Origin of the sequence: Roseinatronobacter sp., from assembly GCF_051859525.1 — a bacterium.
Taxonomy (GTDB): Bacteria; Pseudomonadota; Alphaproteobacteria; order Rhodobacterales; family Rhodobacteraceae; genus Roseinatronobacter.
Map to the genome: position 1 here is coordinate 94,177 of NZ_JBHYFM010000006.1, position 13,109 is coordinate 107,285.

The 13,109-nt window shown below is 58.8% G+C and carries 11 protein-coding genes; 1 reads left to right on the forward strand and 10 read right to left on the reverse strand.

What is annotated here, in order from left to right:
- Window positions 1-23 precede the first annotated feature (23 nt).
- From ACTIE1_RS07605 to cysQ, 6 genes are all read right to left on the reverse strand, one after another.
- Entirely contained in the window at window positions 24-1,460 is a 1,437-nt protein-coding gene (locus ACTIE1_RS07605; protein WP_439560619.1) for a nodulation protein NodH, read from the reverse strand.
- 23 nt (window positions 1,461-1,483) lie between these two features.
- Entirely contained in the window at window positions 1,484-3,160 is a 1,677-nt protein-coding gene (locus tag ACTIE1_RS07610; protein ID WP_439560620.1) for a DUF5927 domain-containing protein, read from the reverse strand.
- Window positions 3,157-4,116 (reverse strand): glycosyltransferase family 2 protein, encoded by a 960-nt coding sequence (locus ACTIE1_RS07615; protein WP_439563326.1) that lies wholly within the window; start codon window positions 4,114-4,116, stop codon window positions 3,157-3,159. Before ACTIE1_RS07615 ends, ACTIE1_RS07610 begins: the two co-directional genes overlap by 4 nt.
- A 199-nt stretch (window positions 4,117-4,315) precedes the next feature.
- Window positions 4,316-5,344, reverse strand: a complete 1,029-nt coding sequence (locus ACTIE1_RS07620) for a glycosyltransferase family 2 protein (RefSeq protein WP_439560622.1) — start codon at window positions 5,342-5,344, stop codon at window positions 4,316-4,318.
- Between the two features lie 294 nt (window positions 5,345-5,638).
- A complete protein-coding gene (gene galU / locus ACTIE1_RS07625) occupies window positions 5,639-6,532 on the reverse strand; it encodes a UTP--glucose-1-phosphate uridylyltransferase GalU (RefSeq protein WP_439560623.1) in 894 nt (297 codons plus the stop codon).
- A 141-nt stretch (window positions 6,533-6,673) separates the two neighbouring features.
- Window positions 6,674-7,480: a 3'(2'),5'-bisphosphate nucleotidase CysQ gene (cysQ, locus tag ACTIE1_RS07630; RefSeq protein ID WP_439560624.1), complete on the reverse strand. Its 807-nt coding sequence runs from the start codon at window positions 7,478-7,480 to the stop codon at window positions 6,674-6,676.
- A 144-nt stretch (window positions 7,481-7,624) separates the two neighbouring features.
- Between cysQ and ACTIE1_RS07635 the strand changes: the two genes are divergently transcribed.
- Window positions 7,625-8,446 carry an ABC transporter permease gene (locus ACTIE1_RS07635; protein WP_439560625.1) on the forward strand — a complete coding sequence of 274 codons (822 nt, stop codon included), beginning with the start codon at window positions 7,625-7,627 and terminating at the stop codon, window positions 8,444-8,446.
- Between the two features lie 32 nt (window positions 8,447-8,478).
- Here ACTIE1_RS07635 and pyrF read toward each other — a convergent pair whose 3' ends face one another.
- The 4 genes from pyrF to ACTIE1_RS07655 all read right to left on the reverse strand — a co-directional run bounded on the left by pyrF (window position 8,479) and on the right by ACTIE1_RS07655 (window position 13,053).
- Window positions 8,479-9,183, reverse strand: coding sequence for an orotidine-5'-phosphate decarboxylase (pyrF, locus tag ACTIE1_RS07640; protein ID WP_439560626.1), 705 nt, complete (start codon window positions 9,181-9,183; stop codon window positions 8,479-8,481).
- Window positions 9,184-9,290: 107 nt separating this feature from the next.
- Window positions 9,291-10,919, reverse strand: coding sequence for a peptidoglycan-binding domain-containing protein (locus tag ACTIE1_RS07645; RefSeq protein ID WP_439560627.1), 1,629 nt, complete (start codon window positions 10,917-10,919; stop codon window positions 9,291-9,293).
- A 37-nt stretch (window positions 10,920-10,956) separates the two neighbouring features.
- The gene (locus ACTIE1_RS07650; protein WP_439560628.1) at window positions 10,957-12,174 is read right to left on the reverse strand and encodes a phenylacetate--CoA ligase family protein; all 1,218 of its coding nucleotides are present in this window, start codon (window positions 12,172-12,174) and stop codon (window positions 10,957-10,959) included.
- A gap of 54 nt (window positions 12,175-12,228) precedes the next feature.
- A complete protein-coding gene (locus ACTIE1_RS07655; protein ID WP_277803749.1) occupies window positions 12,229-13,053 on the reverse strand; it encodes an ABC transporter ATP-binding protein in 825 nt (274 codons plus the stop codon).
- Window positions 13,054-13,109: the final 56 nt, after the last annotated feature.

The window sequence follows — 13,109 nt, forward strand, 5'->3', positions numbered from 1 at the left end:
CACATGACAGTGTTGCGGGGCAGCTATTGCGCAGCGTTGTCGCGCCAGTCGCCATACCCAAGCCGCGCATAATCTTCGGCATAGGCCGCGCGGCCCAATGCCTCCAGCTCGGGGTCATAGATGCTGGACAGCGTAAGCCTGTTGTAACGCTGTGGCGGGTCATAGGGCGGCAGCGCACGGCCAAAGCTGTGCCCAAGCAGCGGCAATGCTGCGGACAATGCATCTTCGCGCACCACATGCCGGATTGGCCCGCGCGACGCAATATCGGCGATCAGCGCAGATTGGGGTGCCCAGGCCGGATGCGTGACCATTCCGGTCTGCCCGTTCAGATTGGCATGCACAAAGCGCAGGAATGCCGCGAAGCCGCGCCTGTGGTCCTCGGGGCGATAGTCCTCTGGCGGGGTGCCCTTCTCGGGCAATGTCACGTCATAGATGCGTGCAATGAACTGACGCACATTTTCACGCGCGCCATGCAGCACCTGACGCCGGAACACGTCATGTGCGCGGTCAAGCGGGTGGCGGATCACGCTGAAGGATGAATGGCCTGGATTGTCGCGCAGCCAGTCCCGCCAGCTTTCGGGACTGAAATCACGCATCAAATCAGCGCGGGTTGCACCGTCAATTTGCGCCATCCAGTCCAGAATATCGCCATCCTGCCCGCCCGTTAACGGCGCATAGACCAAAGGCAGGGTCCGGCATGCGCTATAGGCCCAGACCATACCGCCGCGCGCCGGATCAAAGCAGGGGGTGCGCGACAGGTTGAAATGATCCAGACGCGCCATGCCGTCGCGCACAGCGTCAAAATTTGTCAGCTTCTGTTCCAGTGGCTCGGGGTTCTGCCGCTTGAGTTTGGTCGAGGTTTTCTCAATCCGTGCCGCGATCCCCAGCCATTTCGCCAGCCCGTTCAATACCTCAAGATCATTGGCATCATCATAGGCAATATAAAACGCGGACTGGCCGCCGGTTTGCAACATACGCTGCAAGCGCAACTGGAATGCCTGCAACTGTGTCACATGGTTTTCAAATTCGACCGGATCGAAACGCACCTGTGCACTGCGTTTGGTTTTCACATCGCCCAGTTTCCATTGCTGGGTTGTCTGGGCAATTTTCAAGGAAACATAGCTGTCCATCGGATTGCGCGTCAGGATGATTTTGGCGCAGCGCGGGTCCTCCATGATCGTATGAAGGATGCGCGGATCATGGTCGTGGAAATATCGGAATCCTGCCAAGCCGTCTTGCATACGAATGGCGTCCAGCAAGGCAAAAGGGTTCAGATCGCGCTGTTTCTGGGTGACACCCAACATCTCGTCACAGCCCTGATGCCCGATAAAGGCAGGGTTGAACATTTCGCCAAGGCAGTTCAGCCCGTCAAACTCGTTCAGGTTTGATTCCAACAAATTGGACCCTGTGCGCATTTCGGCGAATAGGACGAAATAGGTGACTTCCTGATGTGCTGCCATGCCGTTTCCCTGCGCCGTAGCGGTTACCGCTTGTAATCCTGTAACAATACCGGCGGCAATCCCAGATTTCGCAACTGGGCCAAATACTCCTCGAACCCGTCAAGGGGGCGCGATTGCGGCATATCCGCGTCCGAAAACCGTACATCAGGGAAGGCCGCGCGGACGGTCTGGGACAACAATTCCTGTGGTGATTGCAGGAATTCCGCCAAGGTCCAGACCCTGATATCTGCCGATGTCCATTTCGATTGCAGGATAGAAATAAATTCCTGCTCTCGTCGTTGAAGCCAGCCGATATGGCCCAACACATCATCAACCTTATATTCACCGCGAAACAATGGCAAAATGAAGCAGCCGCTGATTACAGAAATCTGCGCATTGCGATCGGTGGCCATGAACCAGTTCAGTTCGGAATTCATATTGTCACGGCTGTTATAGGAAAAACACTGCCGTTCCCCGCGCGTGGCCCAAATCAGGTTTGCCAGAAACATACGCGGGTTATAATCGCGCAATGCGGCCGAATTGCTGATCGCACCGTGATAGACGGTTGCACCGCCGTGAAACTCTGCCTTTTCGGGGGCGAACAAGTGGCCATGCACCCGACAATTCGTGATATTGCCCAACCAGAAATCGAAATTCCCGAACAGTTGCTGAAACCCGCAAAACACCGAATAAGGTGCCGCTGTCTTGGAGTTTACACTGTTTTCCAACGGAAAGCGGCTTTGCATATACAGCCCTGCGCGCCCTTCGGTGCGCTGCTTGGCTGCCAGTTCGAAATAGCGGTCGATCTTGGCAGGTTGCGGATCAATCGGCGCTTCGCGTGTGGTATGATCTGACAGGAAGAAATCATATAGCCTGTGTGCATCCGGCCATATTTTGCGCGCGACGAAACAATCGGACCGCCGCAGAAGTTGCAGATGATCGTCATAGAACAGATTGGGCCTACCGTTGCGGTCGAATTTTACCAATGTCAACGACCGGCTTTCGATGCGGTCCGACACAATGCGCACCATTGTCTGGAAATAGCTTTCGTCGGGGATCCATGTACGCTTGAAATACCTGTCATAGCGCGCGCGCTTGGGATGGGCCAGAATGCCCTGCAATGTCTTGCGCGACAGGCACCACCACTGCGACCCCATATGCGGCTGAAGCGGGCGCGGCACTTCGCGGCGTATCCCGAAACGGCGCTGCAGGTCGACCAACAGGTCAAACGCGCGTTTCTGCCGCTTCCACGATAGCGGGAAATGCAGCGTGAAGCGTTCTTCGGACAGCCCGCCCTTGATCCAAGGGGCATGCCCGATGGACACGGATTCAATGAAATCCACATCGCGGCGCTGCGCCAGCCAGTCGGTCATTTCGGACACAGGACGCAGTGGAATACACGCGCCAGACGTCAGCAACACATGCTCGACCTGTTCAAACTCTGCCAGCATCTGTTCGGCGGCGGCCTGCGTGGCGGCCACAATCGGCCATGTGCCCCATTCACAGCGAAACCTGGTGCTGAAACGCAATAACGGATGGGTGCCCAGATCCTTGCGAAATGCCTCCATCTGGTCTGCACCCACGGCGCGGTCAACATGAATGACCACCGGACAATTCGCATCCAGCCAGAAGCGTGCAACCTGTGCCGCACGATGCAGGGCCGTATGGCACAGCATCACAACCCCCAATGGCGCTGTTTGCGTGCGCGCGTCGGTGCTCATGCCCAGTCTCCTTTCGACATCAGGCCAAGGATTTCAAGCTGGCGCCAGTTGATATACTCGGTCGAAAAACTGCACCACAGATCCCCTTGATCCTGCAACCCCCTGTCATAGGCGATATATTCCCGACTGCCTGCGTAATGCTGGCCGCGCCTCAACTCCTCTCGGGCTTTGGCGACGATGGTGTCCAGAAATTTGGCATGCATCAGCACACCTGACGCCTGTTCGCCGCCGCCGTCATCATAAACCTTGTTCAGCCCGCGCGGCAGCAGCATATGCGTGGAACTGACATAGGCGTATTTGCGCGACCAGTGCACAAGCGGCGTCTTGTTCAGCGCAGGCGCCTGCTCGGGACTGTCCCCGTGAAAGGCACGCGCGCGCACCCCACCCTGAATCCACAGGTTTTGCAGCTTCGCATTGCGTTTCAGCGAATAATTGCAGGCATCAAACCAGCGCGCAATCTCGAACGGGTTCTGGCCACTGACATAGGGATGTGCGGTCACCGGCCCTTTGGGATACATGTCCAGTAGCATGGCCGAAAATGATTTCCGCCCCTGACTCTCCAGCCAGTCGGTCAGCGCATGCAGCGGGCGCGTGTCGCAAAACGGATAGACCAGAAACTCATCCACATCGACCACCAAGGTCCAATGCCCCGCCCCGTAACGCCATTGAAGGTGGTTCAGCCAGTCCACCCCGAAACACGACGCCTTGTAACTGGCCCCCGTCACCCAAAGCGAGACATCCTTCTGCGCTTCCAGATACTCGGTCGTTCCGTCATCGGATGCGTTATCGACCATCAGGAAATGCCCGACACCCTGCGCGCGGTAATAGTCCAGAAAATAGGGCAGTCGCACCAGTTCGTTGCGCAAGGTGGTGAATGCCAGAATGTCACCGGACCTGATGGCGGCCGTACGGTTCACACGGGATTTCAGTTCAAGGCTTTTACGCAAGGCCCGCATCAGTTTTGCCTGACGCTGTGCGCGTAATCTAAGCTGCGCCCGAATTGCCTTCATTCTTCACACTCATAAAACACGCGCCGGACACCTGAAATACCTGTGGGTGCCAGACTTCTGATTTTGGCCCAGCTTTGCCCAATGGCAGCAAGACATGCAATATTTCTTCTGGCGTCCCACGACTTTAATACGGACCCGTGACCAATCAGGACCAGCCCCCCCGCGAAACAAGGCCCAGTTGTTCCAGTTGCTGCCAGTTTGCAAAACGGGTGGACTGCTTGCACCACAAGACAGGGGCCTGTGCCACAGCATCATAGTAATTGTCAAATACCGCAGCATTCCCGAAATGTTGCGCGCGCGCTTTCTCGATCAGGGATTTCTCGACAATCGTGTCCAGAAATTTCGTATGCAGCAACGCCCCGGCAATCCCCTCGCCGCCCGTGCGGTCATAGACACGGTTCAATGCGCGCGGCAGGATCGAATGGGTCGAATTGACCCAGGCGTTATGCCAGCTCCATTTCACCAGCGGCAGTTTGGTCAGCGTGGGCGCGCGGTTTGGCGTGTCCTTGAAGAAGTATCGCGCCCGCACACCGCCCTGTATCAACAGACAATCCAGCAGCGGTTTATGCGTGATGACATAATTGCCCGCATCAAACCAGTTCAGCACCTGCAACGGGTCCGTGCCCGGCGGAACAGGCTGCGCCCCCAACGGGCCTTGGGGGTACAGGTCCAGCATCATCGCGGGCATGCTGTGCTGGCCATTTCCGTCAAGCCAGTCCGTCAACGCTGGCAGGGGGCGGGTTTCCCAATAGGGGTAAATCAGCAATTCATCCGCATCAGCCACCACGCACCAGCGCCCAGAGCCGTAGCGCAGCATCAATGCGTTTATCCAGTCCATGCCGAATCGCGACTGTTTGTAGCTTGCCGCACTGGTCCAGACCGAACAATCCCGCTGATCCAGCAACAGCTGCCGCGTGCCATCGGTGCTGTCATTGTCGATAAACAGGAAATGCCCGACCCCCAATTGCCGATAATGCTTCAGGAACCAGTCGATACGTTCGCGTTCATTGCGAAGGGTACAGAACAGCAAGATATCCTGTCGTGCCCATGTACCCAGTTTCAGCCTGCGCAATTCGCGTGCCTTCGCAATGGCGCGCGCGCGCAGGCGCCGCCGTTTCCAGCGCATGCGAAAATCGAACCAGCGATCTTGTGACAACGGAAGCGGGTCAAGCATGGGTCAGTCATGCCACAGTTCCGGCGCAAGGCAAGGCCAAACAGGGGTTTGGCCTGAATCTGCCTTCCACACTTGGATAAAGCCCGCGCCATCGGTGGGTCGGGATGTGCCGATCCGGCGTTGGCGAAGTTCACTTTATGAAGGAGGCATATTCGGACTTTCAAGGCTGGGCCGGCCATCAGCCAAATCGGCAGGCCGCGGAACGGCCCGCCGATGGCGTGGGCCACCTGCGGCCTTGTCCCGCACTTGGAGGCAATGCCGCAACGCCTCCATCAAGCCAGAACAGCGCCTGTATTATTGCGCGGCCTGACGATGCGCCATCATATCGGTCAGGAATTCGTCCAACTCGTCGCGCAGTTCTGCACGCGCCAGCCCGAATGCGACAGTGGCTTGCAGGAAACCCGCCTTGGACCCGCAATCATAGCGCTGCCCCTCGAAGCGGAAACCATAGACATTGCGCTTCTCGGCAATCTCACGCGCAATCGCGTCGGTCAGCTGGATTTCCCCGCCGACACCCGGTTTGATCTGGTCAAGGTGACGCATGACATCCGGTGACAACACATAGCGCCCGATTGCTGCCAGATTGGACGGCTGCGTGCCCGGGGCGGGTTTTTCAACCATGCCCGACATTGGCAGGATCGGCCCGATTGCCGGCGGCACATCCATAATGCCATAGCTGGATGCCTTGTCCGGCGCCACTTCCATCGCGGCAATCATATTGCCGCCGGTCTGCGCGTAAGCTTCAACCATCTGCTGCAAGCAGGGTTTGTCGGCTGCAATCACATCATCGGGCAGAAGCACCGCAAAGGGTTCATCCCCGACCAGATGACGCGCGCACCAGACAGCGTGCCCCAGCCCAAGCGCCTGATGCTGGCGCACATAGGCGATTGCGCCGCTATCCATATTCGTGGCCTGCAAGGTTTCCAGAAGTTCGGTTTTTCCTTTGGCCCTAAGCGAGTTTTCCAGTTCCGGCGCGTGATCGAAATAATCTTCCAAGGCGCCCTTGCCACGCGATGTGACAAAAATGAATTCGGTAATGCCCGCAGCGCGCGCCTCGTCAATGGCGTATTGAATCAACGGCCGGTCAACCAGCGTCATGATTTCCTTTGGCACCGATTTTGTTGCCGGAAGAAACCGTGTGCCCATGCCTGCTACGGGGAAAACTGCCTTTGTAACCTTGCGCTTCATCTGTCGCTCCATTCTCTGTTGGACCTGTCTTTGGTTAACGAATGGTAAACAGGGAAATTACGGCAGGTTTTGGGTCAATTCAGGCTGCGGCGTGGCAATAACAGGGTATTTTCGCAGTTTGCGAATATCGCAGACGAAAATTCAACCTTTCAACAAATCGACTGTCGCACTGGCGGCAATGAAGAAGGGGTTCTCGAATCCGGACTTGCCATAGCTCAGCACCTGATGATCGGCAAATGTCACAACCCTGCCGCCTGCCCCGCGCAACACCGCATCGCCTGCGGCGGTGTCCCATTCCATCGTGCGCCCAAGGCGCGGATACAGATCCGCCTCGCCTGATGCGACAAGGCAGAATTTCAACGACGACCCCGCGCTGCACAGATCGGCAACATTGTATTGACCGATATAGTCATTCGTCGCCTGATCGCGGTGCGATTTCGAGGCCACAACCAGAAGCGCGGACATATCCGCATCGCGCAGCCGCAGCGTATGCAACACCCCTTGGGTGTCCGCGGCGAAAGGTCCAACCTCCTCCACGCTGTGCCCGTCAGCGCAGGTGTAGAACATGCGCCCCTTGGCAGGGGCATAGACAACACCGCGCAGGGGCACGCCATCCTCGACATAGGCGATATTTACAGTGAAATCGCCACGGCGGTTGATGAATTCCTTGGTGCCGTCCAGCGGGTCCACAATGATAAAGCGCGTGGCACTGGTTGCATGGCTGCTGGCCTGTTCTTCGGTGACAACCGCGATATCCGGAAACGCGCGCGCCAGACCAGCCGAAATAACGGCGTCCGCCGCTTCATCGGCTTCCGTGACCGGACTATCATCGGATTTGCTGCGGATCTCGAAATCGGGTTGATTGTAAATCTGCATGATCACTTCGCCCGCCTGCAAAGCAAGCGCGCGGAACTCAGTTTCAATTTTATGAAAATCAACCGATGACATTTATCTGATCCTTTGTTATGCGCCACGGGTCTGGCAAGCAATCGGACCGATTGCAAGGATGATTGCCCAAATCCCTGTTTCACGTTAGACTTGCGCCTATAATTTGTCACATTCCGGTCCAGTCCAGAAGCAACGAGCGCAGAAATGTATTCACCACCCGGCCGCAACTCGATCTGGGCGCAGTTCTTTACAACCCTGAATCTGATCTTCAATCAGGGTGTCCGGAATGTTCGCAAAAGCCATGGCAATGCCATCATCGGGCTTTTGCTGAATATTGCCCAAACCGTGATCCTTGTGGCCGTATTCATGGCCATTTTCCTGTTTGCGGGTATGCGCGCCATGGCCGTGCGCGGCGATGTGCTGCTGTATCTGATGACGGGCGTGTTCATGTTCATGGCCCATGTCAAGGTCATCGGTGCAGTCGCCAGCGCCGAGGGGCCGGCATCGCAGATGATGAAACACCGCCCCATGAACCCCATTGTCGCCATTGGCGGGGCGGCACTGGCGGAATTGTATATTCAGGTTGTGACTGTGGTGATGCTGCTGTTTTTGTATCACGCCCTCTGGACCCCGCTGACCATTTACCAGCCGATCCAGACATTCGCCATTTTCCTGACTGTCTGGTTTGCGGGGCTGGCCATTGGGGTGATCCTGTATGCCATCAAGCCATGGTTCCCCAGCGCCAGCAAACTGATCACCATGTTCTACACCCGTCTGAACATGGTTGCATCAGGCAAGTTTTTTCTGGCCAATTCACTGCCGGAAAACGTGCTGGTCTATTTCATGTGGAACCCGCTATTCCATGCCATTGACCAGGCGCGCGGGTTTGCGTTCATCAACTACAACCCGATGCACACCTGGGTCTATTATCCGCTGGTATTCGGGCTGGCGGCGCTGGTTCTGGGCCTGTTGGGCGAGTTTTACACCAGATCACGCGTGTCCATGAGCTGGTCGGCAAAACACTGACACCATAAACCCCAGCGCAGCGCACCGCCGCGTCAGACGGATGCAATCTCGGCCAGAATTGCGCGGGCCGCGCTTGCGGGGTCCTGTGCCTGCCAGATGGGGCGACCCACGACGATATGATCCGCCCCTTCGGCCAGCGCGCGGGCCGGTGTGGCAACCCGTTTCTGGTCGCCAAGCGCGGCACCTGCGGGCCGCACACCGGGTGTGACAATCAGCTTGCCCTGCGCCTCGTTCAGGGCACGAATTGCGGCGGCCTCATTCGGGCTGGCGATAACCCCGTCCGCACCGGCGTCCAACGCGCGTGCGGCGCGTTCCAGCGTAATCTGTGCAATATCACCGGGCAGGATCATGCCATCATCCAGATCGCGCCGGTCCAGCGATGTCAGAACACTCACCCCCAGAATTTTCAGGTTGGACCCGCGCGCCCCCTCTCGGGCAGCGCGCACGACATGCGGGTCGCCATGCACCGTCAGGAAATCCAGATCATATTGGGCAATGCCGCGCACGGCGGCCTCGACAGTGGCACCAATATCAAAGAATTTCATGTCCAGAAAAATGCGCTTGCCGTGCTCCTGCTTCAGTTCATTGGCAAGCGCAAGCCCCCCGCCTGTCAACATGCCCAGCCCGATCTTGTAGAAGCTGACCGTGTCGCCCAACTGGCGCGCCAGTTCCAGTCCGGCAAGTGCATTGGGCACATCAAGCGCAACAATCAGGCGGTCATCGCAGGACAGTGTCATGGGGCGGGATCCTTTCACAGGGCTTGGGGTTGACCGGACCTAGCGGATTGCCCCGCCCGCGACAAGAGAGTGTCGCGCAGGGACAAACGCGCACAGCGTCTTTCGGATCACTCGAAGAAACTGCGCAATGTGTCGCTAAGCATCATCGTGATCAGTTGCTGCGTGACATATCCCGTCACCTCCAGATCGAAATGGGCCTGCGCCTGTTCGATCGCCTGTCGCGACTGGGCATCGAATGCGCCATCTGTTGCGCCCGGATCGAACCCCATACGCGCCAGCCGCTGTTCGATCAGCACCCGCGTTGGTCCGGTAAGTCCCAGCGCATCCTCGACCGCACGGGCATTGGCCTGTGCCTGATCACCGTCATCCGTGTCTGTCGGGGGATCAAGCTCGTCAATGCGCGCCAGCGCTTGTGCGGTAAACGCGCCTTCCGGCCACGCAACAAGATAGCTTTCATAGGCATCGACAGTGTCACGCCTGCGCGCCTGTTCCCACGCGGCGCGGTCCTGCCGTTGGCGTTGGGTGCTTTCCATCTGCTCCAGACGCTCGCGCGCCAGTCCCGCGAAGATACCTTGCGGATACCGGTCCAGATAGCTGCGCAATCCCGCCTCGTCCGCGCCTGCGCCGGTCGCATTCCAGAACTCGCGGTCGGCGCGCTCGGCCGCATCGCGCCGCGCGCGTTCCTCGGCCTCCTGTTCGGCTGTGCGGCGTATCGCATGGGCTGCAAGCTGCATGACCTGTTCGCGGGTCAGGAACCCCGTGTCGTCCAGATCATTGCCACGTTGCCAGCCGCGTATGGCCCCGCGCGTGCCCGGCCCGAATATTCCGTCAATTCCGCGCGTGTCAAACCCCATCGTGGTCAGATCACGCTGGATCGCGCGGCGTTCATCGCGCGTCAGGGCCAGATTTTCCTCTATGCGTTCGGGGGTGTTGCGCAAACGGTCAATGGCACCGCGTGCGGCCTGCGCATTCAAACCGTTGGGAAAGCGGTCCAGATAGGTTTGATAGGCCGCCTCGGTATCCTCGTGCTGCGCATCCGCCCAAGCCTGACGATCCGCGCGCGCCATGGGCGCAAATCCGGCGGGCAGGAAGGGCACGAGCGGCGAAATCGTCCCTTCGCCATTCAGGCCGCGCGTCTGGTCCACGACATCGGACAACACCGCACCGGGGCGCAGAATGGCCCGCGCGCCCTGAACAACCTGCGGCACCGGACCACGCACCACGCCAACCCCCTGCGGCACCAGAAGGCGCGGCGGCAGCCCGCCATCCAAGCCCCCGCCGTAGCGCCCCCGCGACAGGTCCGCACCCGCAAGCCAGATTTGTGCCGCATCAGACGCGCCGCTTGCGATTTCCATGATCACATCCAGCCGCAACCCCGCCGCGTCAGCCAGTGCCAGACCCGGTTCATCGGCATCCACACCCAAAAACCACGCGCCACTGCGTGAATGCACGAAATGACCAGCAAGCACCACAATCACACGCTCCGCCCCATCGCGGCGCAACTGCGCAAAACTGCCCGCCAGCTGGGCGCGCATTTCCTCGGTCGTCAGGTTTCGTCCGGACACCACCTGAAACCCCGCGGTTTCAAGTGTCGCGGTCAGGTCCAGCACCTGTTCGGCACCACGCAGATCAGGCGCATGGTCATAGCTGTCATTCGCAATCACCAGCGCCAGCCCGCCTGCATGCAGCGGTTTGACCAGAAACAACGCGACCAGAACCAGAAAACCCAAGCGCATGGTGACACCCCCTATGTTGACACGCGTGCCGGGGGTGTCAGTCGTAGCGGCGCAAATCCTCGATCACCAGCCCGTCATTGGGCAACGATCCGGGCGGCACCAGTTCCACCTTCCCCCTAAGCTTCAGGGTAGACAGCACACTCGTTTCATACAATGCCGGATTTGACGCGCGTGTTTCAATCTGCACCGTCATCACGTCATTTTCACCATGGCGGGTGGCAACAACCCGCGCGCGGTGTATTTCGTCATGCTGGGCCACAAGGGCCGCAACCTGTTCGGGGCGCACGAACATGCCCTTGATCTTGGTCGTCTGGTCGGCACGCCCCATCCAGCCCTTGATGCGCATATTGCTGCGCCCGCAAGCGCTTTGTCCCGGCAGCACCGCACTAAGATCACCCGTGGCGAAGCGAATCAACGGGTAATCGGTGTTCAGAGTGGTCACCAGAATTTCGCCCACCTCGCCCTCGGGGACCGGATCGCCGGTTCCGGGGCGCACAATCTCGACGATCACGCCTTCATCCACGACCATGCCGTCCATGGCATCCGTCTCATAGGCGACATTGCCAAGATCGGCAGTTGCATAGCACTGCCGGCAGGTGATGCCGCGCGCTGCGTAAAAATCGCGCAAGGACGGAAACAGCGCGCCGCCGCCCACAACGGCCTTGGTGATGGACAAGGAAATTCCCATCTCGTCGGCCTTGTCCAGAATGATTTTCAGGAAATCCGGCGTTCCCGCATAGGCCGTTGTGCCGATATCGCGCGCGGCAATGACCTGCAATTCGGTCTGGCCGGTTCCCGCTGGCACTACTGTGGCCCCCACCGCACGCGCGGCGTTTTCAAACATCATGCCCGCAGGCACCAGATGATAGGAGAAGCAGTTCTGCACAATATCACCACGCCCGACCCCGCTGGCATGCAAGAAACGCCCCAGACGCCACCAATCAGGCGACACGCGGCCGGGCTCGTAAATCGGGCCGGGGGATTGAAATACATGCTCGAACGTGGCGGGACCACCTGCCATAAGCCCGCCAAATGGCGGGTTTGCGGCCTGCGCACCCGTCAGGTCGGATTTGCGCAGCACCGGCAGCCGCGCCAGACTGGCGCGGTCCGTGATCTGGCCCGCATCCACCTTGCCCAGATGTGCGGCCATTGCAGGGGCCTTCAACGCGGCTGCAACCACCTTCGGCAGCGCAATGGCGTAATCAGCGCAACGCGCATCCTGTGATCGGGTTTCCAACGGGTCGAACGGGGTCATGGCTGTGCCTTTTGGGGGTGTCAGGACATTGGACAAAGTGCTGGCGCTCACGGGTCAGGCCAGCCAGCGTTTGCGACGGCGATAGCTGCGCACGTCGCGGAAACTCTTGCGGCCCTTGTCGGACATGCCCAGATAGAATTCCTTTACATCCGGATTTTCGCGCAGTTCCTGCGCATTGCCTTCCATCACGATACGCCCGTTTTCCATGATGAAACCGGTATGCGCATAGCGCAGCGCAACATTCGTGTTCTGTTCGGCCAGCAAAAACGTGACACCCTGTTCGCGGTTCAGACGTGCGACAATTTCAAAAATCTGTTCCACCAGTTGCGGGGCCAGCCCCATGGACGGTTCATCCAGCAAGATCATGGACGGGCGCGACATCAAGGCGCGGCCAATCGCTGTCATCTGCTGTTCGCCGCCTGATGTATAGCCGGCCTGCGATTTGCGGCGTTCCTTCAGGCGCGGGAAATATTCATACACAAGGTCCAGTTCCGCAGCCACTGCACCGCGCCCGTCTGTGCGGGTATAGGCACCGGTCAGCAGGTTTTCCTCAACAGTCAGATGCTCGAAACAATGGCGGCCTTCCATCACCTGCACGACGCCGGATTTCACCAGATCGGCAGGGTCCAGCCCGACGACATTGCGCCCCTCATACAGGATACTGCCCTTGGTGACTTCGCCCCGTTCGGAATGGATCAGGTTTGAAATCGCCTTCAATGTGGTCGATTTGCCTGCGCCATTGCCGCCCAGAATGGCCGTTATCCCGCCCTTGGGCACATCCAGACTGACACCTTTCAGCGCCAGAATGACATGGTTGTAAAGCACTTCGATATTGTTGACTTCCAGAAGGGTCGTCTGCGTGGGGCTTGCATCAAGCATGGCATTGGGCCTTCGCGTTCGGGTGGGGGGTGCGGCCCCGGATCAGGTCCGGGACC

What these genes read in the sequence shown, in the direction of transcription:
- ACTIE1_RS07610 (WP_439560620.1), bottom strand. Translation starts at nt 3,160, where the DNA reads ATGAGCACCGACGCGCGCACGCAAACAGCGCCATTGGGGGTTGTGATG.
- pyrF (WP_439560626.1), bottom strand. Translation starts at nt 9,183, where the DNA reads ATGACACTGTCCTGCGATGACCGCCTGATTGTTGCGCTTGATGTGCCC.
- ACTIE1_RS07605 (WP_439560619.1), bottom strand. Translation starts at nt 1,460, where the DNA reads ATGGCAGCACATCAGGAAGTCACCTATTTCGTCCTATTCGCCGAAATG.
- ACTIE1_RS07620 (WP_439560622.1), bottom strand. Translation starts at nt 5,344, where the DNA reads ATGCTTGACCCGCTTCCGTTGTCACAAGATCGCTGGTTCGATTTTCGC.
- ACTIE1_RS07615 (WP_439563326.1), bottom strand. Translation starts at nt 4,116, where the DNA reads ATGCGGGCCTTGCGTAAAAGCCTTGAACTGAAATCCCGTGTGAACCGT.
- galU (WP_439560623.1), bottom strand. Translation starts at nt 6,532, where the DNA reads ATGAAGCGCAAGGTTACAAAGGCAGTTTTCCCCGTAGCAGGCATGGGC.
- ACTIE1_RS07635 (WP_439560625.1), top strand. Translation starts at nt 7,625, where the DNA reads ATGTATTCACCACCCGGCCGCAACTCGATCTGGGCGCAGTTCTTTACA.
- cysQ (WP_439560624.1), bottom strand. Translation starts at nt 7,480, where the DNA reads ATGTCATCGGTTGATTTTCATAAAATTGAAACTGAGTTCCGCGCGCTT.
- ACTIE1_RS07645 (WP_439560627.1), bottom strand. Translation starts at nt 10,919, where the DNA reads ATGCGCTTGGGTTTTCTGGTTCTGGTCGCGTTGTTTCTGGTCAAACCG.
- ACTIE1_RS07650 (WP_439560628.1), bottom strand. Translation starts at nt 12,174, where the DNA reads ATGACCCCGTTCGACCCGTTGGAAACCCGATCACAGGATGCGCGTTGC.
- ACTIE1_RS07655 (WP_277803749.1), bottom strand. Translation starts at nt 13,053, where the DNA reads ATGCTTGATGCAAGCCCCACGCAGACGACCCTTCTGGAAGTCAACAAT.